The sequence below is a fragment of the Sphingopyxis sp. HIX genome (assembly GCF_001468285.1).
GTDB lineage: Bacteria > Pseudomonadota > Alphaproteobacteria > Sphingomonadales > Sphingomonadaceae > Sphingopyxis.
Genome location: NZ_LNSB01000004.1, coordinates 61,589 through 87,724 on the forward strand (window position 1 = coordinate 61,589; position 26,136 = coordinate 87,724).

Sequence of the window (26,136 nt, forward strand, 5' to 3'; positions counted from 1 at the left end):
CTTCTCCTCACACGGGTTTTACAGCGAAGGTTGCAGCCAGGGCCGGTCCTGCGCCAGTTTCTGTTCATAGGCGCCGATCGCGGCGGCGCTCTTTTCGGTGATCGAAATCTCGTCGAGCCCTTCGAGCAGGCACATCTTGCGGAACGGGTCGATTTCGAAGGTGAAGCGGTCCTGAAATTGCGTCGTCACCGTCTGGTTTTCGAGGTCGACATGCACCGGGTCGGTTTGGGCGACCTCCATCAAGCGGTCGATCGCCGCCTGCGGCAGCACCACGGGCAGGATGCCGTTCTTGACCGCATTGCCCGAGAAGATGTCCGAATAAGAGGGCGCGATGACGACGCGGATGCCGAGGTCGCCGAGCGCCCAGGCGGCATGCTCGCGGCTCGATCCGCAGCCGAAATTGTCCCCCGCGATCAGGATCGGCGCCCCCTTATATTCGGCGCTGTCGAAGATATTGTCGGGGTCCTTGCGGATCGCCTCGAACGCGCCGCGGCCCATGCCCTCGCGCGTCGTGGTCTTCAGCCAGTGCGCGGGGATGATCACGTCGGTGTCGACATTCTTGAGCCCCAGCGGAATCGCGCGACCATCGACTTCGTTGAGCGGGGTCATGCCATCAACTCCCGCACATCGGTGAGCCTGCCGGTCACCGCCGCCGCCGCCGCCATCGCCGGGCTCACGAGGTGCGTGCGGCTGCCGGGGCCCTGGCGGCCGACGAAGTTGCGGTTGCTGGTGCTGGCGCAGCGTTCGCCTGCGGGCACCTTGTCGGGGTTCATCGCGAGGCACGCCGAACAGCCGGGCTCGCGCCATTCGAGGCCGGCGTCGGTGAAGATGCGGTCGAGCCCCTCGGCCTCGGCCTGTGCTTTCACGAGGCCCGAGCCGGGGACGACGATCGCCCATTTGACGCTGGCGGCCTTCTTGCGGCCCTTGATCACCGCCGCGGCGGCGCGCATGTCCTCGATGCGGCTGTTGGTGCAGCTGCCGATGAAGATATTCTCGACCGGCACATCCTGCATCCGCGTGCCGGGTTCGAGGCCCATATAGGCGAGCGACTTCGCGGCGGCGACCTGCTTCGACGGATCGGCGAAGCTCGCGGGGTCGGGGACGACCCCGGTGATCGGCACGACATCCTCGGGGCTGGTGCCCCAGGTGACGCTCGGCGCGATATCGGCGGCGTCGATGATGACGACCTTGTCATAGGTCGCGCCGGGATCGGTCGCGAGGCTCTTCCACCAGGCGACCGCGGCGTCCCAGTCGGCGCCCTTGGGTGCATAGGGGCGGCCCTTGAGATAGTCGAAGGTCGTCTCGTCGGGCGCGATCAGCCCCGCGCGCGCGCCGCCCTCGATCGCCATGTTGCTGATCGTGAGGCGTCCCTCGATGCTCAGCGCGCGGATCGCGCTGCCGGTATATTCGATGACATGGCCGGTGCCGCCCGCGGCGCCGATCGTGCCGGTGATGTGGAGGATGATGTCCTTGGCGCTGACGCCCGGGCCGACCTCGCCCTCGACGCGCACTTCCATCGTCTTCGACGGCTGGAGCAGCAGGGTCTGGGTCGCCAGCACATGCTCGACCTCGCTCGTCCCGATGCCGAAGGCGAGCGCACCGATGCCGCCGTGGCACGCGGTGTGGCTGTCGCCGCAGACGATCGTGGTGCCGGGCAGCGAAAAGCCCTGCTCGGGACCGACGACATGGACGATGCCCTGCTCGGGCGCGACCGCGTCGATGTAACGGATGCCATATTCGGGCGCGTTCTTTTCGAGCGCCGCCAATTGCGCCGCGCTTTCGGGATCGGCGATCGGCAACTTGTTGCCGCTCGCATCGAGCCGCGCGGTGGTCGGAACATTGTGATCGGGCACCGCCAGCGTCAGGTCGGGGCGGCGCACCGTGCGGCCGCTCGCACGAAGCCCGGCGAAGGCCTGCGGGCTGGTGACTTCATGGACGAGGTGGCGGTCGATGAAGATCAGGCAGGTACCATCGGGGCGCTGTTCGACGACATGCGCGTCCCAGATTTTCTCATAAAGGGTGCGGGGCCGAGTCATGCGGGTTCACTTACGCCTGCCGGATAACTTTGCAAGCGAGTGGCGATCAAAAACGCAATTTTCGGTCGCGCCGCTCCGATTCCCCCTCGTCATGCCGGACTTGGTCCGGCGTCCCGCTCTGCGACGTCGACAAGCGGGACCCCGGATCAAGTCCGGGGTGACGAGGAGATGATGGTGTGGCTACCATAATCGGCCTATAATCGCCGCATGTCGCTGCTCGCCATCCTCCTGCTCGTCCTTGCCACCGTCGTGGCGATGGAGTTCGTCGCGTGGGGCAGCCACAAATATATCATGCACGGCTTCGGCTGGGCGTGGCACCGCGACCATCACGAACCGCATGACAATCTGCTGGAGAAAAACGACCTCTTCGCGATCTTCGGCGCGGCGCTCAGCATTTCGATGTTCGCGCTTGGCAGCCCGATAATCATGGGCGCCGCGGCGTGGGAGCCGGGGACGTGGATCGGGCTCGGCGTGCTTTTCTACGGCATCATCTACACGCTGGTGCACGACGGGCTCGTCCACCAGCGCTATTTCCGCTGGGTCCCGCGGCGCGGCTACGCCAAACGGCTGGTACAGGCGCACAAGCTCCACCATGCGACGATCGGCAAGGAGGGCGGGGTCAGCTTCGGCTTCGTCTTTGCGCGCGACCCGGCGAAACTGAAGGCCGAATTGAAGGCGCAGCGCGAAGCGGGGATCGCGGTCGTGCGCGAGGCGCTGACCGACTAGCGGTAGGCGTCGACCGTTTCGAACAGCGCCGCGACGCCCCGACGGTCGCCTTCGCTGAGTTCGGGGCGCCAGATGTCGAAGATCAGCACGACGCGGTCGCTGTCGGCGTGGTTGATCGCCTCATGTTCGATCGAATCGTCGAAGATGATGAGCTTGCCTTCCTGCCACTGCCGCGCCTCGCCGCCGACGGTGAGCGCGCCGTCGCCGGGCACGATCAGCGGCAGATGGCAGATCAGCCGCGCGTTGATCATGCCGTAATGCGGCGCGATATGCGCGCTCGGCTGGAGCAGCGAAAAGAGGATCGACGGCGAGCGCACCGAGATGCGGCATTGCGGCACCGCATCGAGCGCCGCGAAGGTCGCGGGGAAACGCGCCACCAGTTCGGGGACCACCGTGCCGTTGTGGACGAGGTGCAGCGCCGACCAGGAGGCATTGTCGTGCATGCCGTTGAACTCGACCCGCGGCCGGTCGGGGGCATGGGTCAGATAGGGCTTGAACAGGTCGGGATCGGCGAGCGCCGTGCGCAATTCGGTGCGGATCGCATCGGTCGCCGCCTCGAACGCCGGAGCCCAGTCGAACTCCTCGCGCTCGTAGAAGCGCCGCTGGGGCAGGCCGGGAAAGAGGAAGCTCGACGGGCGCTGCAGTTCATATTCGACATGCTCTTTGCCGCGCATCACCGCGAGCGCGCGCGCGAAGCCGGGGCTGCGCGCCTCGGGCGGCAGTCCGCGCGCGGCGAGCCCTTCCTCGACCCCGACGCTGAATTCGACTTCCAGCTCGGCGGCAGCGGCGCGCGCGTCGTCGACCAGCGGGACCAGCGAGGGCGGCAGCGCGACCATCTCGGCGCGGCGCAGCGCGGTCTTGTACCAGCTCGCGGCGACGCGCCGTTCGCCTGCCGCGCGGCGGCAGTCGGCTTTCCAGACGAGCGCGCGGATCGCGCCGCCATCCTGTTCGAGCAGCGCGTCGGCCATTTTTTCCTGCCCCGTGCGGTCGCCCGCCAGCCGGTACGCCTCGCCCAGCATCAGCAGGATCTGCGGGTTGGCGTGCCCCGCATCGACGACGCGCTGCAGCGTGTCGCGCGCCTCGGCCACGTCGCCCTTCTGCAGCGCGGCGCCGCCCTGCTGCGCGAGGCGCGTCGCTTCGGTGGTGTCCATCTTCGTGTCAGCCATGGCGATAGTCTGCCGTGATCGCGCCCGCCGCGGCAAGCTCTTCCTCATGGCTTTCCTCGCGCCAGCTTTCGGCCAGCGCCTGCCGCTCCCATAACTGCATCGCCGGATGCGCGAGCATATGGTCGACCCACGCCTGCCCGGCGCCGACGTCGAGGCCATAGGTGCGGATGCGGAAAGCGACCGGCGCGAAGAAAGCATCGACCGCCGAGAAATCGGGACCCGCGAGCCACGGTCCGCCGAAGCGCGCCAGCCCGTCCCCGAACAATTCGCGGATGCGCGTCACATTGGCGCGCAGCGCGTCGGACATCGGCTTCGGCGTCACGCGCACCCCGACGTTCATCGTGCAATCGTTGCGCAAGGCCGCAAAGCCGCTGTGCATTTCGGCGGTCGCGCACTGCGCCCAGGCGCGCGCGTCGGCATCGGCCGGCCACACGCCCGCGTGCCGGTCGGCGAGATAGAGGGCGATGCCGAGCGAGTCGTAAATGGTGCGCCCCTCGTGCAGCAGCGCGGGCACCTGTCCGGTCGGCGAGAAGCTGCGGAACGCCTCGTAATTCACCGGCTGCGCAAAGGGCTCGATGCGGTCGTCGAAGGCAATGCCGAGGCCCTGCATCAGCATCCACGGACGCAGCGACCAGCTCGAATAATTGCGGTTGGCGGTGATCAGCACATACATGTTTCGCGCTCCTGGGCGACGATGGGGGAGGTGTAGGCGGGGTCGTGCGCGAAAGGCAGCGCGGTGTCATCGCGCAGCGCGGCGAGCACGCTGGCGAAGTCGGTCTGGGCGCGCCAGCCGAAGCGGCGCTCGGCGCGCGACGGGTCGTAGACGCGGTCGATGACCTCGGGCAGCACCCAGCCCGCCGCGGCGTAGAGCTCGGCAGCGTCGGGATGGTGGCGCGCGATCACCGCGCGCGCGTCGCGGGCCAGTTCCGCGGCCTCGTCGCGCGCGAAGGGCGGCGGGGCCGAGAGGATGAAGGTGTCGCAGCCGATCGCCGGCGCGGCCTCCAGCGCCGCGAGATGCGCCGCCGCTGCATCCTCGACCGTCAGGCGGCGGTTGAGCAGCTCGTTCGCCTTGAGGTTTTCGCCGCTCGGCACCGCATGCGTGTCGTCGTCCTCGGGAAAGAAACGCCCGGTGCGCAGGATCGCGACATTGATGCCATGCTCGCGGTGGACCAGACGGCACGCCTGCTCGGCGGCGAGCTTGGTGATGCCGTATATGTTGCGCGGCGCGATCGGACCGAAATCCTCGTCCATCCACCAGGCGCCCTCGGCGCCCGCGCCCTCGCGCACATCGGCGCGCACCATCAGCGAGGTGGTCGAGGTGAAGAGGAAACGGTCGTTGCCCGCCGCGACCGCCGCCTCGATCAGGTTCAGCGTGCCGCTGACGTTGACGTCCACGAACGCCTGGCGGGGATAGCGGACGATGTCGGGCTTGTGCAGCGCGCCGCCGTGGATCACCGCTTCGATGCCATGCTCGCCCATCACGCGCTCGACCAGCGCGCGGTCGGCGACGGTGCCGACGATGTCGGTGTCGGGGCCGGGCACGACGTCGAGGCCGGTGACCCGGTGCCCCGCGCGCCGCAGCGCGGGCGCGAGGAAGCGGCCGAGCCAGCCCGTCGACCCGGTGAGCAGCACGCGCATCGATGATTCTCCGTCAGAAAGCCGAGCGCCTCATATCGCTGCGAGCGATAGCAATGCAAGGCCGGTCCCCGATCGCCGGTCAGGCGGCCTTGGCGCGCGCCGCGCGGCGCTGCGAATGGTCGGTCGCGCGCGTTTCGTCGACCAGCGGCGAGGCGGCGTCGCCCGCGTCGGCGCTGATCGCGCGGTCGCGATAGGCGAAGCGGTTCGGATCGGTGACGATCCGCCGCATCATCCGGTAGAGGCGCACATAGGTGACGAGGCTGCCGCCGAGCGCATGGAATGTGTGCGCTGCATAGCCCGTCCAGAAGGCGAAGAGGTTCTCGCGCGGCAGGCCCGGCCGCCGCTGGGTCCGCCGCTTGATCCGGACATAGCCCGATTCGAGCTTGGCGACGCCCTCCAGGCGCACCGCTTCGCGATAGGCGAGCAGGCGGTTGACCGTCGTGCGCTTCTTGTTCGAGCCGAGCGCGGCCATACGGCGCAGGATGCGCTCCATATGGTCCCAGCTGTAGAAGCTGCGGTGCGCGTCGCGATAGGCGCGCTCCCATTCCTCGTCGCTCATCGCCGGATGATGGGTGACGCGGTGGTTGAGGTCATATTTGTTGAGGTCGGGGTCCATCCACACCCCGCCGTCGAGCAGGCGCCGATGATCCTCGCTGCCGGGCAGCGGGGTCAGATAGTTGAGATAGAGCGTGTCGACCGGCAGCTCTTCCTTCAGCATCGCGATGTCGCGCATCACCGAAGCATAGCTGTCGTTCGGAAAGCCGATGATATAGCCGCAGGTGATCACCACCGGATGGCGCTTCCACGCGAGGAACATCTCGCGATATTCCTCGACGCGGTTCTGGCGCTTTTTCGCCGCCTCCAGATTGTCGGGATTGATATTCTCCAGCCCGATGAAGATCTGGTCGGCGCCCGCGGCGACGCATTTGTCGATGAAGCCGTCGATGCGGTGCGCGAGCGTGTCGACCTGGATCGCCATGCGCACGCCCAACCCCTCGGCCTGCAGCGCGATCAGCCGGTCGAGCAGCGGCTCCCAATGGCGGTTGCGCGCGAAATTATCGTCGGTCAGGAAAAAGCGCGACACCCCCTGCGCGGCATTGGCGCGGACGATCGCCTCGAGGTCGTCGGGGGTGCGAAAGCGGCTCTTGCGGCCCTGCACGTTGATGATCGTGCAGAAGCTGCACTCGAAGGGGCAGCCGCGCCCCAGGTCGAAGCTGGCGTAGCGGTTGATGTTGCGGTCGACCTGCGCCTTGGGCAGCAGCGGCAGCGGCGCGCCTTCGAGGTGCGGGGTCTTGCCCAGCCAGTTGTACACGGGCTTCATCGCGCCGTTCGCCGCGTCGACCAGCACTTCGTCGATCCGGCCCTCCTCGGCCTCGCCGGCGAAGAAGGAGACGCCCATGTCCTGCGCCTCGACCAGTTCGGCGGGCATCGTCTTGAGCATCGACAGGCAGCCCGAGACGTGGAAGCCGCCGATCGCGACCTGCACGCCGCCAGCGCGGAATATACGCGCGAGGTCGAGCGCGCGCGGGAACTGGTTCGACTGCACCCCGACCAGCCCGACGAAACCCGCGCCGGCGCGGCGGATCGAGCGTGCGATCTTCGCGGCGTCGACTTTGCTGTGGATTTCGTCGATCACCTCGATGCGCACCTCGCGGCCCGCGAGCACGCCGCGCGCCAGCGCATCCTCGATGATCCCGGTCAGGCAGGCGAGCGAGTTCGACGGGATGATCGAGCGCCACCATTGCAGCGGATAGCCGTCGTCGTCGTAGCGCGTCGGCTTGACCAGCCAGATGTGGAAAGCGCCCCCTTCGGAAGCGGTGTGGCGTTGCGCGGGCAGGGATGATTCGTCGGCCAAGACCATAGTCCTAGCGCGCGGCAGGGGAGGCCGCCAGCCCCGGATTTTCCGTGCCCGGACCGGCGCCTACCCGTTGCTGTGCTCGGTCGCCGCGGGCGCCGCCACCGGCGCCGCGCCGCGATGCGGCAGTTCGCTCATGTCGAGCCAGTTGGTGCCTTCGCGCCGGTGATAGCTGTCGATCACCGCAAAGGGGACGCGGAATGGGAAGCCCCAGTCGCTGTTCCACAGCACCACGACGCCGGTCCGCGTCGCGGGCTCGAAGATCATCGTCGCGCGATACCCCGCGACCGCGCCCGAATGCCCTTCGAGCTGGCGATCGCCATAGCTGAAGCGCCGCCAGCCGAGGCCGTAGGACGCATTGCTCGTCGCCTGGCGCAGCGTGCCGCCATAGAGGCGCCCGGTGCCGACGCGCGGGCTGTGCGCGATCTCGAGCACCTTGCCCGGCAGCACGTCGGGGCGCGCGCCCATCATCGCCTGCATCCAGGTCGCGAAATCCACGATGTCGCTCTCGACCCCCGCGGCGGCGGGGACGCGCCAATAGGCTTCCTTGACCTCGCGGACGTGCTGGCCGTTGCGGTGCGGCCGCGCCCAGTCCTTGGCGCCGGTCAGCCGCGCCATGCCATAACCCGCGCTGACCATGCCGAGCGGGCGGAAGAAACGATCCTCGACCGCGTCGGCGAAGGGCTCGTTCGCGGCCTCGGCCAGGATTTCGCTGGCGGTGTCGAAGGCGATATTCTGATAGGTGTAGCAGGTACCGGGTTGGCACTGCAGCGGCGCAGTGGCGAGACCGGCGCGCAGGAACTGCGGGTTCTGCCCCTCCTCCAGTTTTTCGTCATAGGCGTTTTTGGTGAGCCCGGTGCGCTGCGCGAGCAGGTCGTCGAGGCGGAGCTGCGTCTCCGCCCCGCCCGGCAGGCGCAGCGACGAACTACGCCATCCCGCGACCGGGCGGTCGAGGTCGACGGTGCCGTCCTTCGCCAGCTTGGCGGCGAGCACGCCGGTCGCGGTCTTCGAGACCGAGGCCCAGCGGAACAGCGTATGCGGGGTGACCGGTGCGCCGGTCGCGGCGTCGGCGACGCCATAGCCGCGCACGAAGCTGAGCTTGCCGTCCTCGACCACCGCGACCGCCAGCCCCGCCATTTCGGGGCGCTGCGCGAGGTCGGTCAGCTGCTTGTCGAGCGCGCGATAGTCGATCCGCCCGCGCCATTCGGCGGGGGTGTCGGGCAGGTTCGCGGGCGGCCTGATCGGGATCGCGACGCTGGCGAGCGCATGATGGTCGCCGCCGGGCGCGCGCAGGCCGAACCAGCCGGCCGATCCCAGCGCGGCGACTGCTACCAGCGCGGCGATCACGCGCTTCGTGGATTTCTTCTTGGACGGTTGCGACTTCATATTTTGGCGCCGTCTTAGCCGCGCCGGGCGCCGCCGTCACCCCCGCTGCGATCAACGCCCCATAAAGGGCCACGCCTTGAAGGTCCCGACGGCATAGACCGTGCCATAGACCAGCACGATCAGCGACGACCAGATCGCGAAAGCGTCGCTGTGCTGCGGCCGCCAGAAATGCAGCGGCACGAACAGCAGTGCGCGGAGCAGATAGATGGCGGTGATCACGACCAGCCCCGTGCGCAGCAAAGGCAGGCGCGGCAGCGACCCCGCGCCCGAAAAGGCATAGGCGGCCCAGATCAGCAGAACGGCGGTTATGCCCAATGTGATCAGGGTCGGGCGCAGGTCGCCGCGCGACGCGGCGCGCGCCATGCCCTCGCCGGCGCCGAAGAAGCGGTACCAGTCGGGCCCGCCGAAGATGCAGGCGAGATGGAGCAGCGCGGCGAGCACCGACAGCCACCCGCCGACGATCAGCCAGCTGGAGCCGGGGCTGGCGGCGACGTCAGGCAATATAATGCGCCGTGGTCTTTTCGGCGACTTCCTCGGCGGTGACGCCGGGGGCGAGTTCGATCAGCCGGAACGGGCTCTTATGATCGTCGCGCCTGAACACCGCGAGGTCGGTGATGATCATGTCGACGACATTCTGGCCGGTCAGCGGCAGCGTGCATTCGGGGATGAACTTCGGGCTGCCGTCCTTGGCGTTGTGCTCCATCACGACGATGATCTTCTTCACGCCGGCGACCAGGTCCATCGCGCCGCCCATGCCCTTGATCATCTTGCCCGGGATCATCCAGTTGGCGATGTCGCCATTCTCGGCAATCTCCATCGCGCCCAAGACGGTCAGGTCGATATGCCCGCCGCGGATCATCGCGAAGCTGTCCGAAGAGCTGAAATAGGCCGACTGCGACACTTCGCTGATCGTCTGCTTGCCCGCGTTGATCAGGTCGGCATCTTCTTCGCCCTCATAGGGAAAAGGGCCGATGCCGAGCATGCCATTCTCCGACTGCAGCGTCACCGTCATCCCCGCGGGGATATGATTCGCAACCAGCGTCGGGATGCCGATGCCGAGGTTGACGTAATAGCCGTCCTGCAGTTCCTTCGCGGCGCGTGCCGCCATATCGTCGCGCGTCCAGGGCATTATTTCGGCTCCCAATTTTTGTCGGAGGGGAAGGCGTCGTCCCAGCCCAGTTTTTCCCACGGGCCATAGACGGGGTTGGGGAACAGGAACCAGCCCTTGTCCCAGAGTGCGGTCGCGCTCGTCGCGAGCGCCATGCGCTGTGCGGCGGGCAGGTCCTTGACGTTGAACTGCTGGCTGAAGTCGCCGAGCTGGTCACCGCCCAAGATGATGACGCAATATTTCGAAGCGATGGTCGCGCGGCGGCCGTCCTTGCTCGACCCGCCGGCGTCGTCGCCCATCAGGAACAAGGTCTCGCCATGTTTGAAGTCGCCGAGCCCGGCGGCGCGGAGTGTATCCTCGCTGCCCTTGGCATTGGCGGCGCTGCGGTTGGTGTTGGCGATGACGGCGATCCCCGCGGCGCGGAGCTTGCTCACCATCTCGACCGTGCCCGGCATCGCGACCGCCTTGCCCGCGCCGGTCTTTTCCCACTGGTCCCAGACCTTGGGGTCGAAGCTGGTGCCTTCCTGCGCGAAATACCGCATCGGGCCGAGGTTCCAGATCAGCGTTTCATCGGCGTCGAAGACTGCGGCGAAGGGTTTGTCGCCGCACGGCTCGAACGCCGGGGCATCCATTGTGGCGCCCGGCGCAAGAACGACGCTATCCTTCGGCCGCTCCTTGATCCGCCAAACACCATAATCGGCGATCCGCGCATTGGTCGCGCGCACCGCGACCGCAGCTTCGGGCGAGCCATAGAGATATTGCAGCGCGACCGGCGGCTTGGCGGCCTCGGCAGGGGGAGGGGCAGGCGGCGGCGGCGTTGTCGCCATCTCGGCGGGCGCGCTCGCGCACCCGGCCAGTAACAGCGACGCCGCAATGGCGAGACCGCGCATCACGCCGTCTCGCGCGGGCGCGTCGTGCGGAATTCGATCTTCTTGTCGTAGGGCGCGCCGACGATCATGCGCTTCACATAGATGCCGGGCAGGTGGATGGCGTCGGGGTCGAGGCTGCCGGTCGGCACGATTTCCTCGACCTCGGCGACGCAGATCTTCGCCGCGGTCGCCATCGGCTGGTTGAAGTTGCGCGCGGTCTTGCGGAAGATGAGGTTGCCGCTTTCGTCGGCCTTCCATCCCTTGATGATCGCGAGGTCGGCGAAGATGCCGCGTTCGAGGATATAATCCTGCCCGTCGAAATTCTTCACTTCCTTGCCCTCGGCGACGAGCGTGCCGACGCCGGTCCTGGTGTAGAAGCCGGGGATGCCCGCACCGCCGGCGCGGCAGCGTTCGGCGAGCGTGCCCTGCGGACAGAATTCGACCTCGAGCTCGCCCGCCAGATATTGCCGCTCGAACTCCTTATTCTCGCCGACGTAGGAACTGATCATCTTCCTGATCTGCCGCGTGCGCAGCAGCTTGCCGAGCCCTTCGCCGTCGATCCCGGCATTGTTGCTGGCGATGGTCAGGTCTTTCGTGCCCGCGTCGCGGATCGCATCGATCAGCCGTTCGGGAATGCCGCAGAGGCCGAAACCGCCCGCGCAAATCTGCATGCCGTCGAAGAGCAGCCCTTCGAGTGCGGCGGCTGCGTCGGCGTAGCGCTTGTTACCCATGAACGGACTCCTCGTGGTTGCGGCGCGACGGTTTTGGCCGACAAAATCCATCAATTCTAATTATTCTATTTTTCGATTATGCATAAACAATGTCTATCAGTCGCGTCTCGCTCTACCATCTCGAAACCCTGCTATGGATCGACCGGCTGGGCACCTTTTCGGCCGCCGCCGAGCGGCTGAACACGACGCAGCCCGCGGTGTCGGCGCGGATGCGCGAGCTCGAGCAACGCCTTGGCTCGACGCTGTTCCGCCGCGACGGGCGGACGATGTCCTTGACGGCGGCGGGGCGCAAGCTGGTGCGCGACTGCGACCCGTTGCTGCGCGACATGCAACTCGCGCTGCTCGGCAGCGGCGGCTATGGCGAGGCGAGCGGGGTGGTGCGCATCGGCGCGGGCGAGATCGCGGCGGCGAGCTGCCTCCCCGGCTTCGTCGCGGCGCTCAAGGCCGACATGCCCAACGTCGGGCTCGAGATCGAGATCGACCTCACCGCCAACCTGATCCAGCAATTGCTCACCGGGCGCACCGACATGGTCTTCGCCGCGGGGCCGGTCGCGCATCCCGCGCTCAAGACCAGCCCGATCGGTCAGGTCGCGCTCGTCTGGCTCGCGAGCCCTGCGGTCGCGGCGGCGTTCGGCGAGGGCGCGAGCGTGCCCGTCTGGTCGCTCGCCAGCCCGTCGCCGATCCACGGCCGCATGCGCGAGGCGATCACCGCGTCGCGCATCGCGCAGAAATCGCTGAATCTGTGCAACAACGCGCGCACGATGATCGACATCGCGCGCACCGGCGGCGGGATCGGCATCTTCCCCGAACCGATGGTGCGCGGCGAACTGGTCGGCGGCGCGCTGGTCGAGATCGCCGGCATGCCCGCGCTCGCCCCGGTCGAATTCCACGTCGCGATGCGCGTCGCCGACAGCGAGCCGCTGCTCGCGCAGATCTTCGGCCGCGCCGCCGAACTCGATCTGTCGGATGTGACGGTCCGGGATTAGTCGCGAATGGCTGGTATCGGGCGGGAGCGGCCGTTTTAATCCTCCCTGTCGCGAAGCGATGGGGAGGGGGACCATGCGAAGCATGGTGGAGGGGTGGCGGCCTGAAACTGACGATCGAGGCTTCTACCCCTCCACCACCCTGCGGGCGGTCCCCCTCCCCACGGCTTCGCCGCGGGGAGGATTAGGAACGTCCGCTCCCCACCCCAAAACCGCCACCTTCAAAAAAGGCCTTTCCTAATAAATCTGGCTATGCCAGCGTCGACCTCGACTCTTCCGTTCGGCGAATACAGCAATCTCCGAGGCCTCTATTCGGGAGGCTCACTGGGCTGAACTTCCCTGAACTTTGGAACAAGGCAAGGCAGGCTCCCCACCCAAAGCCGACACCCGTTCGCCTCTGGGAAATCGCTCGTCAGGGCAGCGCGACCCCCAGCACCGCCGACAGGTCGGCGAGCGCCTGTTCGCCGCTCGTCACCTTGATGGCGTGCATGCCGAGCGCGGCGGCGGGTTTGCAGTTGATGCCGAGGTCGTCGAGATAGACGCATTCGGCGGGTTCGACGCCCAGCGTCTCGCACATCATCCGATAGATGGCGGGATCGGGCTTGCGCACCCCGGCCTTGCTCGATTCGATGACATGCTCGAAGCGCGCCATGATGTTGGCGACCACGGTCGCGGCCTCGTCGCTACGCGTCATGCCCGCGCCCTTGACGCCTTTGCCGCCGGGAACATTGTTGGTGATGCACGCAATGCGAAAGCCCTTGGCCTTCAGCGTGTCGAGGGCCGCGACCATCGCAGGGCGCACCGCGCCCGCGATCACCGCGAGCACGGCCTCGCCTTCCAACTCGTGCCCCAGCGCGCGCGCCTCCTCGGCGAACAGGCTGTCGAACGTCGCGGCGTCGATCTCGGCGCGCTCGAACTTTGCCCAGGCATTGTCGTCGGGATTGGCCGCATTGACCCGCCGCACGAAATCGCGCGGCAGCCCGCGCTCGGCCTCCAGCCGGTTGAACGCCTCGAAGGGCGAGGCGGTGATGACCCCGCCGAAGTCGAAGATGATGGTGGTGATGGTCATGGCAAAACGACAATCCCCGCCTTGGGGTCGGCGCGGCCCGACAGCATTTCCTGGTACGCGCCGAGCGCCGCCTCGCCGCCGCGGCGCTTGTCGATCGCCGCGAGCCGCGGAGCGACGTCCATGAAGCCTAGCCAGGCCTCGGCGATCTTCTGCCCGAACGCCGGCCCGCCCCAGTCGGCGATCCGCTTCTGGCTACGGCCGGGGGCGAAGAAGCCCTGGCGCTCGGGGCCGGGCAGGCCGGCATCGTCGGCCTGCGCGTCCCAATGCGACTTGCCGACGATGATCGAGGCCTTGAGCTGGCCCCCGAAATGGCTGTGCACGACGCGCGTCACGGCGCCATTGCCCGCCATGTCGACCAGCGCCGATGGGGTGCCGGGATTGAGCGTCATGATCTGGTCATAGGCGATCACGCGGTCGTAGATGCCCTGCGCGGCCAGCGCCTCGACGTTGGCGGCGCTGGTCAGCCCGATCGTCTCGGGGCGATGCCCGCTCCGCTGCGCGAGCGAGAAGCCGAGCCCGATCGCGGTCTTGCTCGACGCGCTGGCGATCAGGATTTGCGCCGCGCCATAATCGCCCTCGTCCTCGAACTGGTCGGCGATCAGCCAGCCCGTGAGGAACAGCGGACGGAACACCGGCCAATAATCATGGTCGGTCGCGCGATAATCGTGGAGCGCGCCGACGCGCTGATACTGGTTGTAGATCGGCGGCAGCGTGGTGCGGCGCGGGGTGACGTCGGTGAAGCCGCCGGGGCCGACGTTCGCGGTCGTGAGGACCGCGTGGCTCGCCATCGGATAATAGCCGTAGAAAGTCTCGCCGACCGCGATTCCCTCGGCGGCGCTCTCGGTCACCGTCGCGAAACCCCAGACGGGCAGGCGCCCCGGCACGCCGCGCTCGGCGAAGAAATCCCAATAGCCCTGGTCGTTGCCGAACAGCCCCGCGGGTTTGCCGAACACCGCGTAAGTGATGTTGTTCGCGGTCATCGCATAGCTGTCGACGGCGACGCGCACCTGTCCGGGCTCGAGCGGCGCGGCGGGATCGCTGACCAGTTCGGCGCGCGCAATATCGTCGCGATCGATGTCGATCGCCCATCCGGTTTCACTCATCTGCGGACCCCTCCGGCTGCTTGCCCGCGGACGCGGGATGGACGATAGTCATACAGATGGCAGCGCCCCTGACAATCGCGGTCAAACGCATCCACGATCCCGTAGCGGCAGGTGACGGCGCGCGCTTCCTGGTCGACCGGCTGTGGCCGCGCGGGGTGTCGAAGGAGAAGGCGGCGCTGGCGGCGTGGCTGAAGCCGCTGTCGCCGAGCGACGCGCTGCGCAAGACCTATCACGGCGCGACCGCCGAATCGGACGAGGCCTGGGATGCGTTCCGGCGCGACTATTTCGCGGAACTCGATGTCGGCAGCGACGAGGCGAAGGCGGCGCTTTTCACCCTCGACGCCGCGGCGAGCGCCGGGCCGGTAACTTTGCTCTATGCCGCCAAGGACCCAGCGCGGAACAATGCCGTCGCGCTGTGCGAGTGGCTGGAGCGCCGCTAACCCACCGTCGTCCCGAGCAGCGATCCGATCGCGATCGTCGCCGCCATCGCCATCGCGCCCCAGAAGGTCACGCGTACCACCGGGCGCAGCATCGGCGCGTTGCCCGCGCGGGCGCCGAGCGCACCGAGGATGGCGAGGAAGACGAGCGAAGAGGCAGAGACGGTCAGAGGCAAGGATTGGCTCCGGTCGAGCAGCACGACCGCCAGCGGCAGCGCCGCCCCCGCCGCGAAGCTCGCCGCCGACGCAATTGCCGCCTGCACCGGCCGCGCCGCCATCGCGTCGGTCAATCCGAGCTCGTCACGCAGATGCGTGTCGAGCGCATCATGGTCGGTAAGCTGCCGCGCGACCTGCTCGGCCAGCGCACGATCCAGCCCGCGCTGCTCGTAGATTTGCGTCAATTCCTCCAGCTCGAACTCGGGGTCGGCGGCGAGGTGGCGCTTCTCCAGCTCGACATCGGCTTTCTCGGCATCTCCCTGCGAACTCACCGACACATATTCGCCCGCCGCCATCGACATCGCCCCGGCGACCAGCCCTGCCGCGCCGGTGACGAGGATCGACGCTTGCGGCGCGCCCGCCGCCGCCACGCCCGCGATCAGGCTGGCGGTCGACACGATCCCGTCGTTGGCGCCGAGGATCGCGGCGCGTAGCCAGCCGATCCGCGTGACGGCGTGGGTTTCCTCGTGCATGCGCGGGCTCCCCCTACCAGAAGCGAATGACGCCGAGCTGGTCGAACAGCTTCTCGTTGGACACCAGCGAATATTGTTCGATCTGCGATTGGGCGATCAATATGCGATCGAAGGGATCGCGATGCTCGAACGGCAGCAGGCCCGCCAGGCTGGCGTGCGCGACTGAAATCGGCAGTTGCTCGAAGCCGAAACCCGCTATAACCTTTTCGAACCGCTCGGCGAGTTCGTCGGCGCCTTCCAGCTTGCCGATCCGGAATTTGATCGCGACCTCGATCGCGGACACCGCGCTGATCCAGATGCGATTGTCGGCGTCCTCGATGGCGGCCCGCACCGCATCCGGCAGTCGTTCCGGTTCGTTGGCCGCCCAGATCAGCGCGTGCGTGTCGAGCAGCAGGTTCATCGCGCGTCAGTTGCCGCCTTCGCCGTTCCACAGCGCCAGGTCTTCCTCGGGCAGGGGATCCCAGAATCCCTTGTCGAGATCGATCTTGCCTTTCAGCGTGCCCAGGACGCGCTTCGCCTTCGGCAGCTCCTTCACCGGCATCAGCTTGACCACCGGCTCCTTGCCGCGCGCGATCGTCACCTCTTCACCCGCGAGCACGCGCGCGATCAGGCGGGACAGATGCGTCTTCGCTTCGTGAATGGTCACGATCGTCATGCCATGAACTTAGCTAAGTCACTTGACTAAGTCAATATCGAGCGGGGTTCTGGCGCCACGCCGGTCAGCGGGCGCGCTCGGATTTCAGTCCAGCCGCCGCGATTCCCGCGGCGGCGCAAGCGGCATCGTCCGCCGGCGCTTCGCCCGACGCGCCGACGCCGCCCAGCCGTGTGCGTCCGTCGGCGGAGAAGACGGGCACCCCGCCTGCGACGGTCACGACATGCGGCGCGTCGGCAAAGCCCGGCGTGCTCTTGGCCGCTTCCTCCATTCCGCTCGTCGGGAAACCCCAGGCCGCGACGGCGCGGGCCTTTTCGATCGAAAAATCCATCATCCCGAACGCATTGCCGTCCATCCGCCATGCGGCCACGATCTGGCCGCCGGTATCGACGACCGCGATCGCATGGCTCTGCTCCTTGGCGCGCGCATGCGCGGCGCAGCCTTTGACGATGGCGTCGGCCTGTGCGGCGGTCAGCCCCTGCGCGGCTGCCGGGGCCGCGACTAGCAGCGCGGCCATTCCCATGATCCTCATCCCTTGCCTCCCTCGCGGGGCGCGGGATCAGTGGGGCAGTTTCAGCCCCGGCCTGGCCCAGCGCGTCTTCACCAACCGTCCGGTGCCCGACAAGGTGAGATAGGCATCCTGCATGTCGGGTCCGCCAAAGGCGATGTTGGTCGTGAAGATATCGTCGGTCGCGACAAATTCGACCAGCGACCCATCGGGGCCGACGACCGAAATGCCGCTCTCGCCGATCGTCGCGACGCAGATATTGCCGTTCGCTTCCATCGCCAGGCTGTCGAAGAATTTATAGCCCGCGGGGCGATAGAGCGGGATGCCCGGGCCGCCGGGCCCCGCGTCGGGCGCGACCTTGCCGGGGGCGATGATGTTGAACTGGGTCAGGCGGCAGGTATAGGTCTCGGCGGTGTAGAGCTTGGTCCCGTCGGGCGACAGGCCGATGCCATTGGGGTTGTAGCTCGGGAAGATCACCTCCTCGACGAAGCTGCCATCGGCCTTGCCATAGAAGATGCCGACGATGTCGTGGCAGCGCTTCTCGTAATCGACCTTGCCATGGTCGGTGAACCAGAAGCCGCCATGATCGTCGAACATGATGTCGTTGGGGCCGCGCAGCACGATGCCCTGGTCGCCGGTCTTGTAGAGGATTTCGACTTCGCCGGTGTCGATGTCGATCCGTTCGATCCGCCCGCCCGAATAATCGTCGGCGATGCCGTGCGGCGCGAGATAGCCATTCGATTCGACATAGTTGAACCCGCCGTTGTTGCAGCAGTAAAGCTTGCCGTCGGGGCCGATCGCGAGGCCGTTGGGCCCGCCGCCGGGGGTCGCGACGACCTCCTTGCGCCCGCCCGGCCAGCAGCGCGTGATGCGCCCCGCCTCGATCTCGACGACGATGACGCTGCCATCCTCCATCACGACCGGGGCCTCGGGAAAGCGCAATCCGTCGGCGATCAGTTCAAACTCGGCCATCCTCGTCTCCCTTGCTTGTGCTTTGCTGCTGTGCTTTGCGGCCATCATGCCCGTTCGTTCGCTCTTCGCCAGCCTTTTCTACGAAGCCGACGCCGGGTCGGCGGACCTTTTGGAAGAGTTGGAGCATAGCTGCCGCCAACTTGCCGAGGATGACCTCGCCGGCCGGCGCTGGAGCCGCGAGCATGGCTATAAGGGTTATACGAGCTATGCGAGCCTCGGCGACCTGCCCGAGCGCGATCCGGCGTTTCACGACCTCAAGCGCCTGCTCGACAAGGAGGTCAAGGCCTTTGCCAAAGCCGCGCATTTCGACCTCGCCAAACCGCTGAAGCTCGACAGCCTGTGGGTCAATATCCTCAAGCCCGGCGGCACGCACAGCGGCCATATCCACCCGCACAGCATCGTGTCGGGCACCTTCTACGTCGCGGTCCCGCCGGGATCGGGCGCGCTCAAGCTCGAGGATCCGCGGCTCGCGATGCTGATGGCGGCGCCCGGCCGCACCGACGGTGCGCCCGAGCATCTGCATCCCTTCGTCTATGCCGAACCTGCGGCGGGCCGCGTCTTCCTGTGGGAAAGCTGGCTCCGCCACGAGGTGATGCCGCACAGCGGCAAGGGCGAGCGGATCAGCATCAGCTTTAACTATCGCTGAGGCGGCCTATATGGGGCGCATCCTCAGCCCCCATAAGGATCCCCGATGACCGACACCGCGACTTACGACGCCGACCTCCAGCTTTTCATCGCCGGTGCCTGGCGGAGTGGGGAGGGGCGCGAGGCGCGGCCGGTGTTCAACCCCGCGACCGCGGGCACGATCGCCGAGCTGCCGGTGGCGACCGCCGCCGACCTCGACGAAGCGCTCGCCGCTGCCGAACGCGGCTGGCCGGCATGGCGCGCCAAGACCCCCGACGAGCGCGCCGCGCTGATGCACAAGGCCGCGGGGCTGATCCGCGAGCGCGTCGAGCATATCGCGACGCTGATGACGCTCGAACAGGGCAAACCGATCGGCGAGGCGCGCGGCGAGGTGCTGTCGGCCGCGGGGCTGCTCGCCTATTTCGCCGAGCAGGGCAAGCGCATCGAGGGTCGCGTGCTCCAGCGTCCGCTCGGTCAGCGTGCGATGGTTACCAAGCATCCGGTCGGCCCGGTCGCGGGCTTCTCGCCCTGGAATTTCCCGGTCAACCTGATGGTCAAGAAGATCGCCCCCGCGCTCGCCGCGGGCTGCGTCGTGATCGCCAAGGCGCCCGAGGAAACCCCGGGCTGCACCAGCGCGATCATGCGCTGCCTGATCGACGCGGGCATTCCCGGCGACGCGGTGCAGCTCGTCTATGGCGACCCCGACATGATCAGCCGCCACCTGCTCGCCAGCCCGGTAATCCGCAAGGTCAGCTTCACCGGCTCGACCGCGGTCGGCAAACATCTGATGCGGCTCGCCGCCGACCGTGCGCAACGCATCACGATGGAACTCGGCGGCCACGCCCCGGTGCTGATCTTCGACGATTGCGACCTTCAGGCGACGCTCGACAAGGTCGTGTGGCAGAAGTTCCGCAATGCGGGCCAGGTGTGCATCTCGCCGACGCGCTTCTATGTCCAGCAGGGCATCTACGACGCGTTCGTGAAGGGCTTCGCCGAGCGCACTGCGAAAGTGAAGATCGGCAGCGGCCTCGACGCCGACACGCAGATGGGCCCGCTCGCCAACGCTCGGCGGATCCCGGCGCTCGAGGCGCTGGTCGCCGACGCGAAGGCGAAGGGCGCGCGCGTCATCGCGGGCGGTGAGGCAACCGGCAACGGCTATTTTTTCCAGCCGACCGCGATCGCCGACGTGCCGGTCGAGGCCGATGCGATGAACCACGAACCCTTCGGCCCGATGGCGCTGATCCGCCCGTTCGGCACCGAGGAGGAGGCGCTCGAACAAGCGAACCGGCTGCCTTATGGGTTAGCGGCGTTCGCGTTCACCGAGAACGGCCGCCGCATCAACCGCATCGTCGACGTGATCGAGAGCGGTATGGTCGGGGTGAACAGCTTCGTCATCTCGACGCTCGACATGCCCTTCGGCGGCATCAAGGAATCGGGCTTCGGCAGCGAAAGCGGCCCCGAGGGGCTGGATGGTTATCTGGTGACCAAGGCGGTGCATATTTACTGAGACCCAAGATCCTCCCCACGCGCAGCGATGGGGAGGTGGCAGCGCGAAGCGCTGACGGAGGGGTTCGACGCCGCAGGCGTCGGTGCAAGGCCAGACCCCTCCACCACCCGCTTCGCGGGAGTGCTGGGTCGTCCAGTCCCCCGGACTGGACTTGGATTGCCGGGGGCAATCCAACCCTGCACTCCCCCTCCCCAGCGCTGCGCGATGGGGAGGATCTTTTCAGTCCCGCTCCAACTGCACGAAATCGCGCGCCATCGGCGCCAGATGCGCGCCGCCGTCGACGAAGAGCGTCTGCCCCGTCACCGCCTCGGCGCGCGCGAGATAGACGACCGCGTCCGCAATCTGCCCCGGCGTCGGCAGCGCGCCGAGCGGCATGAGCCCCGCCAGCCGCTCGACCTGCGGCGCCGAATAATCCCCGGTCGCCATCGTCAGCCCCGGCGCGACGGCATTGACCCGCGCGCGGCCGCCGAAGGCCACCGCCAGCGTCGCCGTCGCCTGCCACAGTGCCGATTTCGACAGGCTGTAGGCGACCTGGTCGGGCACCGGATGCCGCACGCGCTGGTCGACGATGTTGACGATCGCGGGGCGCTTGCCTTCGCTCGCCGCGACGAGCGCCTTGGCGAGCATCACCGGCGCCGACAGATTGACCTGCATCATCTCGGCGAGCGCCGGGGCCGACAGGTCGGCCCACTCGCCCTCGGCGAAATGTGCGGCATTGTTGACGAGCAAGTCGGGCGCGCGGCCGAATTTCGCGATCACCGCCGGGACCAGCGCGTCGACCGCGGCGGGATCGCCCAGGTCGGCGGCAAAACGATGGCTCAACGCGCCCGTTTCGGCCAGCGCCTCCGCCAGCAGCGGATCGGCCTCGGCGGCGCTCCGCTTGTGCAGCGCCAGCGCATAGCCCTCGCGCGCCAGCCGCGCCGAAATCGCGGCGCCGACGCGGTGGAGCCCACCCGTCACCAGCGCCAGCTTCGCCGTCACTTGCGCGCCCTGCGCATCGTGATGCCTATCTCTTCGCCTTCTTCGGCGATCGCGAGCTTGACGATCTTGACCTCGACCTCCTCGACCTTGTCGTCCTGCAGGAACAAAGTGTCGATGATATGGTCGGCGACGCTTTCGATCAGCACGAAATGCACATCCTTGGGCAGCCCTTCGGTGGCCGCGAATTTGAGGTGCATGTAGTTTTTCGAGCGGCTGAGCGGCGTCGTCGGCTCGTAATGATCGGCCATCGCCAGTCGCGCGCGCACCGAAATGCGCAGCGGCTGCGGCAGGTGCGTTTCTTCGGAATAGATGCCGGTGAGGACGTCGACGGTCAGCCCGTTCACCTCCAGCCACAATGTATCGGTCACAAGACATTCCTGTTCGGCGGGTGCGACATTCGGCTTTCCAACGCCGACCCCGGACCCTAAAGCGCCGCCGCATTAGCGAAAGGGCGCACATTGGTCGAGTTACTTCCATTGTCGGATATTGCACCGTCGGCGGTCGAGCATCTGCTCGACGCCGCATTCGGGGCGGACCGCTTTGGACGAACCGCCTACCGCATCCGCCAGGGCATGGATGCGGTTCCGGCACTGAGCTTCGCCTTGATCGAAGACGGCGAACTCGCGGGCACGATCCAGTGCTGGCCCGTCGCGCACCATGCGCCGGACGGCACCGCGACCCCGCTGGTGATGGTCGGCCCGGTGGCGGTGCGCCCCGACGTCCAGCGCGGCGGGCATGGCCGTTTGCTGATGGCGCATATGCTGGAAGCGGCGGAGCATGAGTCCGACAGCGCGCTGATGATGATCGGCGACCCCGAATATTATGGCCGCTTCTTCGGCTTCACCGCCGATGCGACGGGGGCGTGGGACCTGCCCGGACCCTATGAGAAGCGCCGCCTGCTGGCGCGAGCGGTGAACGGGCATGGCTTGCCGACGAGCGCAGGGATGATCGGGCCGCGCTGATCCGGCTGGGGTTGCGCGGCGCGCAGGTCCGCCTATGTCGGAGGGATGGTCACCCCCGCGCCATCGCTCCCCAAAGAGTTTTCGCAGCTTTCGCTGACCGAGGCTGCCGAGCTGCTCGCCGCGCGCAAGCTGCCGCCGGTCGAGAGCTGGCACCCCGAGCGCAGCGGCGACAGCGCGATGGAGATCCGCGGCGACGGCAGCTGGTATCACGAGGGCGGGCGCATCAATCGCCCCGCGATGGTCAAGCTCTTCTCGACGATCCTGCGCCGCGAAGCCGACGGCAGCCATGTCCTCGTCACCCCCGCCGAGAAGCTCGTCATCGCGGTCGAGGACACGCCCTTCCGCGCGGTCGAGATGAAGAGCGAGGGGGAGGGCGAAACGCGAAAGCTCGTCTTCCGCCTCGACACAGACGACCTCGTGCTGGCAGGCCCCGAGCATCCGCTCAGCTTCGGCAGCGACCCCGACCATCCCGACCCGCGACTCCATGTTCGGGGCAAGCTCGGCAACGGCCTCGAAGCGCGCATCGACAGGGCGCTCTACTACGAGATCGCCGAACTGGCGCTCGCCGAGGGCGGCGACCCGCCCGCCATCTGGTCGAACGGCGCGCGCTTCCCGCTGGTGGGCGCCGCCTGATGCTCTTCGAAAAATTGCGCGTCGCGCTCGAGAATCTGCTCCCCGGCGAGGATGAGGACGAGACCTATCTCGGCACCCCGACGCTACGCGATGCCGCGGTGCTGATCGCCTTCACCGACCGCCCCGACCCCGGCGTCATCCTGACCCAGCGCCCGCAATGGCTGCGCAGCCACGCCGGACAAGTGGCCTTTCCGGGCGGCAAGATCGATCCGGGCGACCGCGACGCGGTCGACGCCGCGCTGCGCGAGGCCGAGGAGGAGATCGGGCTCCACCGCCGCGACGTGACGATCGCGGGCACGACCGAGGCCTATCGTTCGGGCAGTGGCTATCACATCACCCCGGTGCTCGGGGTGATCCCACCCGACCTGCCGCTCGATCCCAACCCCGACGAGGTCGAGGACTGGTTCGAAGTGCCGCTCGACACGCTGTTCGATCCCGCCAACTACGACCGCCAGCAAGCGCATTGGCAGGGCCATGATCGGCATTATTATGACATGATGTGGCAGGGGCGGCGGATCTGGGGCGTGACGGCGGGCATCATCGTCAATCTGGCGCGGCGGCTGCCCGCGGGCTGGCACCGATGACCCTGTTGCCCGACGCCGAATGGCGCCACCGCGAGGGTCTGAAGCGCATCGTCGCGGCGCTCACCGCGCGCGGCGGCGCGGTGCGGCTGGTCGGCGGCGCGGTGCGCGACACCTTGCTCGGCCTCCCTGTCGCCGACATCGACCTCGCGACCCCGCTCACCCCCGACAAGGTGACCGAAAAGCTCGAGGCGGTCGGGATCAAGGTCGTGCCCACCGGCATCGCGCACGGCACCGTCACCGCAATCGCCAGCCACGACCGGCACGAGATCACGACCTTGCGCCGCGACGTCGAGACCGACGGCCGCCGCGCCACCGTCGCCTTCGCCGACGACTGGCGCGACGACGCGGCGCGGCGCGACTTCACGATCAACGCGCTCTACGCCGACCCGAAGACCGGCGCGATCGACGATTATTTCGGCGGCCTCGCCGACCTCGAAAACGGCCGTATCCGCTTCATCGGCGACGCCGCCACGCGCATCGCCGAGGATCACCTCCGCATCCTGCGCTTCTATCGCTTCGTCGCGCGCTTCGGGCATGGCGACCTCGACCCGGCCAGTCACGCCGCGGTGATCGCGGCGCGCCAGTCGCTGAAAAGCCTGTCGCGCGAGCGGGTGGCGGACGAGCTCACCAAGATATTGGCGCTCCCCGATCCGCGCGCGATCGTCGGGCAGATGGCGGCCGACGGGATGTTCGCGGTGATCCTGCCCGAACTGGCGCCCGATTTCGCGGATACGCTCGACCGGCTGCTCGCCAATGAGAGCGCGGCCGCAGCCGAACCGTCGGCGCTGCGCCGTCTCGCGGCGCTGCTACCTGCCGATGCGCCAACCGCCGAGCAGGTCGCCAGCCGGCTGCGCTTCTCGACGCGCCAGCGCAAGCATCTCGCCGCGCTCGCCGGACACCGCGCTAAAGCGCTCCCGCCGCCGCGCCAGCTCGCGCATGCGATCGGCGTAGAAGCGGCCGGGGACGTCTATCTGCTCGCCGCCGATCCCGCGGCGGCGTCCGAAGCCTTGCGGTCCTTCTCGCAATGGTCCGTCCCCGACCTGCCGCTCAAGGGCGGTGACATCGTCGCGCGCGGGATAGCCGCAGGCCCCGAGGTTGCGCGCATCCTGAAAGAAGTCGAAGCCGAATGGGTGGCGGAGGATTTTCCCGGCGCGCCGCGCGTCGCCGAACTGCTCGATCAGAAGATCGGGCGGCTCAACGACTGACGCCAATAAGCATAGGCTTCGCCCTCGGCCATCGGCCGCGCGAAGAGGAAGCCCTGCCCGAAGTCGCAGCCGAGCGCCGACAAGAGCCGCGCCTGGTCGGCGGTCTCGACGCCCTCGGCGGTGGTCTTCATGCCCAACGCTTCGGCCAGGCTCTGGATCGTGCGCACGATCGCCACCTTGTCGCGGTCGTCGACCATATGCTCGACGAAGCTGCGGTCGATCTTGAGCACGTCGAGCGGCAGCCGCTGGAGATAGGCGAGGTTCGAATAGCCGGTGCCGAAATCGTCCATCGCGACGCGCGTCTGCAGCGCCTTCAGTTCGCTCAGCACCGACAGCGCGAGGTCGGGGTCGCCGATGATCGCGCTTTCGGTGAGCTCGATCATCAGCCGCTCGCCGCCGATGGCGTTGGCGGCGAGTGCCTGGCGCACCACCGCGGCGACGTCGTCGCGCACCAGCTGGATCGCCGAGACGTTGACCGAAAAATAGCAGTCGACCGGCGCGCCGCCGTTTTGCGCGTCCCATTTGGCGAGCGTGCACGCGGCCTTGGCGATCGCCCATTGGCCGAGCGGGACGATCAGCCCCGAATCCTCGGCGACGGGGATGAATTCGGTGGGCGATATCGAGCGGTCGCCGTCATCTTCCCAGCGCGCCAGCGCCTCGAAACCCGCGACCTTGCCCGTCGATAGCTCGACCAGCGGCTGGAAGGCGAGGTGGAGGCGGTCTTCCTCGATCGCGTTGCGCAGCGCGGTCTCGAGCCCGAAACGATTGTCCGAGAGCATTGCGGCTTCGGGCTCGTAAATCTCGATGCGGTCGGTCTGCTTGGCGCGCTTCAGCGCGATCTGCGCGTGGCGGATCTGGTCCGCGACATCGGTGTCGCCGCCGGGCTGGATCGTACAGCCGAGCGCGCAATCGACGCTGACCTTCAATTCGCCGATACGGAAGGGATGGTCGAAACAGCCGCGGATGCGGCGTGCGATCTCGCGCACATCGGCGCGCCCGCCGGCGATACGCGACGAGATGGCGAATTCGTCGCCGCCGGTGCGCGCCAGGATGTCGCCGCTGCGCAGGCTCGATTTCAGCCGCCGCGCGACGGTGATGATCAGCTCGTCGCCCGCGAGCGGGCCGATATGTTCGTTGATGCGGCTGAAGCGCGCGAGGTCGAGCAGCAGGATCGCATGGTCCGATTCGGCGTCGGCGGCGATGCGCTGTTCGACCAGCTCCTCGAAACCGGCGCGGTTGGGGAGCCCGGTCAGGCTGTCCGACACCAGTTCGCGGCGCAAATTGCGCTCGGTCATCATTTCCTGCGTGCGGTCGATCAGCGTCAGCAGGAACAGGTCTTCGTCGCCATATTCGCCGGGCAGCGGGCCGATCGACGCGCGCAGGTCGCGCGCGGCGGGGCCGTCGCCCAGCTGGCACGAGAATTCCTGGCTGTCGTCGGGGTTCTGCGCGGTGCGTTCGATCGCGCGGCGCAGCTCGATCGGAGCGTTTGCACCCGCGGGCGACAGGTTCAGCCGGTCGAAGGCGGCGTTGCTCGCGTGCAGGCGGAAATTGCCGCGCGGCAGCGGCCGGATCAGCGCGGCGGGTACCGGAAGGGCGTCGATCCAACCGACGAACAGAAGCGGCCGGTCCTCGCCGGTGCGATCGATGGGCATAAAAGAGGGTTTTGTGCGACCTTTCCCCATGGCTTCATCGGCCTAGGGGCGGGGGGTAAA

The 26,136-nt window shown here is 67.7% G+C and carries 30 protein-coding genes; 9 read left to right on the plus strand and 21 right to left on the minus strand.

Going from position 1 to position 26,136, the window contains the following annotated elements; translation table 11 throughout:
• Nucleotides 1-18: 18 nt before the first annotated feature.
• Together leuD and leuC are read right to left on the minus strand one after the other, a co-directional pair.
• Nucleotides 19-609: a 3-isopropylmalate dehydratase small subunit gene (gene leuD, locus ATE62_RS03265; protein WP_058806466.1), complete on the minus strand. Its 591-nt coding sequence runs from the start codon at nucleotides 607-609 to the stop codon at nucleotides 19-21.
• The gene (gene leuC / locus ATE62_RS03270) at nucleotides 606-2,036 is read right to left on the minus strand and encodes a 3-isopropylmalate dehydratase large subunit (RefSeq protein WP_058806467.1); all 1,431 of its coding nucleotides are present in this window, start codon (nucleotides 2,034-2,036) and stop codon (nucleotides 606-608) included. Before leuC ends, leuD begins: the two co-directional genes overlap by 4 nt.
• A 207-nt stretch (nucleotides 2,037-2,243) precedes the next feature.
• On the opposite strand from leuC, the gene ATE62_RS03275 reads away from it, so the two are divergent.
• Entirely contained in the window at nucleotides 2,244-2,762 is a 519-nt protein-coding gene (locus ATE62_RS03275; protein ID WP_058806468.1) for a sterol desaturase family protein, read from the plus strand.
• On the opposite strand, the gene ATE62_RS03280 is transcribed toward ATE62_RS03275, so the two are convergent.
• The 9 genes from ATE62_RS03280 to ATE62_RS03320 form a co-directional block, all read right to left on the minus strand.
• Nucleotides 2,759-3,928: an aspartyl/asparaginyl beta-hydroxylase domain-containing protein gene (locus ATE62_RS03280; protein WP_058818423.1), complete on the minus strand. Its 1,170-nt coding sequence runs from the start codon at nucleotides 3,926-3,928 to the stop codon at nucleotides 2,759-2,761. The genes ATE62_RS03275 and ATE62_RS03280 overlap by 4 nt on opposite strands.
• Nucleotides 3,921-4,601: a glutathione S-transferase family protein gene (locus tag ATE62_RS03285; RefSeq protein WP_058806470.1), complete on the minus strand. Its 681-nt coding sequence runs from the start codon at nucleotides 4,599-4,601 to the stop codon at nucleotides 3,921-3,923. Before ATE62_RS03285 ends, ATE62_RS03280 begins: the two co-directional genes overlap by 8 nt.
• Nucleotides 4,589-5,566, minus strand: coding sequence for an NAD-dependent epimerase/dehydratase family protein (locus ATE62_RS03290; protein ID WP_058806471.1), 978 nt, complete (start codon nucleotides 5,564-5,566; stop codon nucleotides 4,589-4,591). Before ATE62_RS03290 ends, ATE62_RS03285 begins: the two co-directional genes overlap by 13 nt.
• 79 nt (nucleotides 5,567-5,645) lie before the next feature.
• Nucleotides 5,646-7,421 (minus strand): B12-binding domain-containing radical SAM protein, encoded by a 1,776-nt coding sequence (locus tag ATE62_RS03295; RefSeq protein ID WP_197411594.1) that lies wholly within the window; start codon nucleotides 7,419-7,421, stop codon nucleotides 5,646-5,648.
• A 66-nt stretch (nucleotides 7,422-7,487) separates the two neighbouring features.
• Nucleotides 7,488-8,807: a serine hydrolase domain-containing protein gene (locus ATE62_RS03300; protein WP_058806472.1), complete on the minus strand. Its 1,320-nt coding sequence runs from the start codon at nucleotides 8,805-8,807 to the stop codon at nucleotides 7,488-7,490.
• A gap of 51 nt (nucleotides 8,808-8,858) precedes the next feature.
• Nucleotides 8,859-9,308 (minus strand): hypothetical protein, encoded by a 450-nt coding sequence (locus ATE62_RS03305; protein ID WP_058806473.1) that lies wholly within the window; start codon nucleotides 9,306-9,308, stop codon nucleotides 8,859-8,861.
• Nucleotides 9,301-9,936 carry a CoA transferase subunit B gene (locus ATE62_RS03310; RefSeq protein ID WP_058806474.1) on the minus strand — a complete coding sequence of 212 codons (636 nt, stop codon included), beginning with the start codon at nucleotides 9,934-9,936 and terminating at the stop codon, nucleotides 9,301-9,303. Before ATE62_RS03310 ends, ATE62_RS03305 begins: the two co-directional genes overlap by 8 nt.
• The gene (locus tag ATE62_RS03315; RefSeq protein ID WP_058806475.1) at nucleotides 9,936-10,805 is read right to left on the minus strand and encodes an HAD family acid phosphatase; all 870 of its coding nucleotides are present in this window, start codon (nucleotides 10,803-10,805) and stop codon (nucleotides 9,936-9,938) included. Before ATE62_RS03315 ends, ATE62_RS03310 begins: the two co-directional genes overlap by 1 nt.
• On the minus strand, nucleotides 10,805-11,515 hold the full coding sequence (locus ATE62_RS03320; protein ID WP_058806476.1) for a CoA transferase subunit A: 711 nt from the start codon (nucleotides 11,513-11,515) through the stop codon (nucleotides 10,805-10,807). The genes ATE62_RS03315 and ATE62_RS03320 overlap by 1 nt, the downstream gene beginning before the upstream one ends.
• A gap of 89 nt (nucleotides 11,516-11,604) precedes the next feature.
• On the opposite strand from ATE62_RS03320, the gene ATE62_RS03325 reads away from it, so the two are divergent.
• Nucleotides 11,605-12,501: a LysR family transcriptional regulator gene (locus tag ATE62_RS03325; protein WP_058806477.1), complete on the plus strand. Its 897-nt coding sequence runs from the start codon at nucleotides 11,605-11,607 to the stop codon at nucleotides 12,499-12,501.
• 409 nt (nucleotides 12,502-12,910) lie between these two features.
• Here the strand turns inward: ATE62_RS03325 and ATE62_RS03330 are convergent, their stop codons facing one another.
• A complete protein-coding gene (locus ATE62_RS03330; RefSeq protein ID WP_058806478.1) occupies nucleotides 12,911-13,567 on the minus strand; it encodes an HAD-IA family hydrolase in 657 nt (218 codons plus the stop codon).
• On the minus strand, nucleotides 13,564-14,670 hold the full coding sequence (locus ATE62_RS03335; protein ID WP_058806479.1) for a DUF2855 family protein: 1,107 nt from the start codon (nucleotides 14,668-14,670) through the stop codon (nucleotides 13,564-13,566). The genes ATE62_RS03330 and ATE62_RS03335 overlap by 4 nt, the downstream gene beginning before the upstream one ends.
• Before the next feature lie 56 nt (nucleotides 14,671-14,726).
• Between ATE62_RS03335 and ATE62_RS03340 the strand changes: the two genes are divergently transcribed.
• On the plus strand, nucleotides 14,727-15,110 hold the full coding sequence (locus ATE62_RS03340; RefSeq protein ID WP_058806480.1) for a DUF488 domain-containing protein: 384 nt from the start codon (nucleotides 14,727-14,729) through the stop codon (nucleotides 15,108-15,110).
• Here the strand turns inward: ATE62_RS03340 and ATE62_RS03345 are convergent.
• The 5 genes from ATE62_RS03345 to ATE62_RS03365 form a co-directional block, all read right to left on the minus strand.
• Nucleotides 15,107-15,796, minus strand: coding sequence for a VIT1/CCC1 transporter family protein (locus ATE62_RS03345; protein WP_058806481.1), 690 nt, complete (start codon nucleotides 15,794-15,796; stop codon nucleotides 15,107-15,109). The two genes, ATE62_RS03340 and ATE62_RS03345, sit on opposite strands and share 4 nt — an antisense overlap.
• A gap of 13 nt (nucleotides 15,797-15,809) precedes the next feature.
• A complete protein-coding gene (locus tag ATE62_RS03350; RefSeq protein WP_058806482.1) occupies nucleotides 15,810-16,196 on the minus strand; it encodes a type II toxin-antitoxin system VapC family toxin in 387 nt (128 codons plus the stop codon).
• Nucleotides 16,197-16,202: 6 nt separating this feature from the next.
• Complete coding sequence (locus ATE62_RS03355; RefSeq protein ID WP_058806483.1) at nucleotides 16,203-16,451, minus strand: type II toxin-antitoxin system Phd/YefM family antitoxin; 249 nt, start codon at nucleotides 16,449-16,451, stop codon at nucleotides 16,203-16,205.
• A 64-nt stretch (nucleotides 16,452-16,515) separates the two neighbouring features.
• Nucleotides 16,516-16,980: a GlcG/HbpS family heme-binding protein gene (locus ATE62_RS03360; protein WP_082662573.1), complete on the minus strand. Its 465-nt coding sequence runs from the start codon at nucleotides 16,978-16,980 to the stop codon at nucleotides 16,516-16,518.
• 27 nt (nucleotides 16,981-17,007) lie between these two features.
• Nucleotides 17,008-17,928, minus strand: a complete 921-nt coding sequence (locus ATE62_RS03365) for an SMP-30/gluconolactonase/LRE family protein (protein WP_058806485.1) — start codon at nucleotides 17,926-17,928, stop codon at nucleotides 17,008-17,010.
• A 46-nt stretch (nucleotides 17,929-17,974) separates the two neighbouring features.
• Here ATE62_RS03365 and ATE62_RS03370 point away from each other — a divergent pair, with 46 nt between their 5' ends.
• Both ATE62_RS03370 and ATE62_RS03375 read left to right on the plus strand, forming a co-directional pair.
• A complete protein-coding gene (locus ATE62_RS03370) occupies nucleotides 17,975-18,574 on the plus strand; it encodes a TIGR02466 family protein (protein ID WP_058806557.1) in 600 nt (199 codons plus the stop codon).
• Nucleotides 18,575-18,619: 45 nt separating this feature from the next.
• Nucleotides 18,620-20,059 carry an NAD-dependent succinate-semialdehyde dehydrogenase gene (locus tag ATE62_RS03375; RefSeq protein ID WP_058806486.1) on the plus strand — a complete coding sequence of 480 codons (1,440 nt, stop codon included), beginning with the start codon at nucleotides 18,620-18,622 and terminating at the stop codon, nucleotides 20,057-20,059.
• Between the two features lie 219 nt (nucleotides 20,060-20,278).
• Here the strand turns inward: ATE62_RS03375 and ATE62_RS03380 are convergent, their stop codons facing one another.
• Both ATE62_RS03380 and ATE62_RS03385 read right to left on the minus strand, forming a co-directional pair.
• The gene (locus ATE62_RS03380) at nucleotides 20,279-21,040 is read right to left on the minus strand and encodes an SDR family oxidoreductase (protein WP_058806487.1); all 762 of its coding nucleotides are present in this window, start codon (nucleotides 21,038-21,040) and stop codon (nucleotides 20,279-20,281) included.
• Nucleotides 21,037-21,408 (minus strand): dihydroneopterin aldolase, encoded by a 372-nt coding sequence (locus ATE62_RS03385; RefSeq protein WP_058806488.1) that lies wholly within the window; start codon nucleotides 21,406-21,408, stop codon nucleotides 21,037-21,039. Before ATE62_RS03385 ends, ATE62_RS03380 begins: the two co-directional genes overlap by 4 nt.
• Nucleotides 21,409-21,498: 90 nt before the next feature.
• Here ATE62_RS03385 and ATE62_RS03390 point away from each other — a divergent pair, with 90 nt between their 5' ends.
• Genes ATE62_RS03390 through ATE62_RS03405 form a run of 4 tightly spaced genes read left to right on the plus strand, consistent with a single transcriptional unit; the run spans nucleotide 21,499 to nucleotide 24,424 of the window.
• Nucleotides 21,499-22,002 carry a GNAT family N-acetyltransferase gene (locus ATE62_RS03390; RefSeq protein ID WP_058806489.1) on the plus strand — a complete coding sequence of 168 codons (504 nt, stop codon included), beginning with the start codon at nucleotides 21,499-21,501 and terminating at the stop codon, nucleotides 22,000-22,002.
• Between the two features lie 45 nt (nucleotides 22,003-22,047).
• Nucleotides 22,048-22,635 carry a DUF1285 domain-containing protein gene (locus ATE62_RS03395; RefSeq protein ID WP_058806490.1) on the plus strand — a complete coding sequence of 196 codons (588 nt, stop codon included), beginning with the start codon at nucleotides 22,048-22,050 and terminating at the stop codon, nucleotides 22,633-22,635.
• Nucleotides 22,635-23,219: a CoA pyrophosphatase gene (locus ATE62_RS03400; RefSeq protein ID WP_156420397.1), complete on the plus strand. Its 585-nt coding sequence runs from the start codon at nucleotides 22,635-22,637 to the stop codon at nucleotides 23,217-23,219. Before ATE62_RS03395 ends, ATE62_RS03400 begins: the two co-directional genes overlap by 1 nt.
• Entirely contained in the window at nucleotides 23,216-24,424 is a 1,209-nt protein-coding gene (locus tag ATE62_RS03405; protein WP_058806491.1) for a CCA tRNA nucleotidyltransferase, read from the plus strand. Before ATE62_RS03400 ends, ATE62_RS03405 begins: the two co-directional genes overlap by 4 nt.
• On the opposite strand, the gene ATE62_RS03410 is transcribed toward ATE62_RS03405, so the two are convergent.
• On the minus strand, nucleotides 24,397-26,076 hold the full coding sequence (locus tag ATE62_RS03410) for a putative bifunctional diguanylate cyclase/phosphodiesterase (protein ID WP_231736057.1): 1,680 nt from the start codon (nucleotides 26,074-26,076) through the stop codon (nucleotides 24,397-24,399). The two genes, ATE62_RS03405 and ATE62_RS03410, sit on opposite strands and share 28 nt — an antisense overlap.
• Nucleotides 26,077-26,136 lie beyond the last annotated feature (60 nt).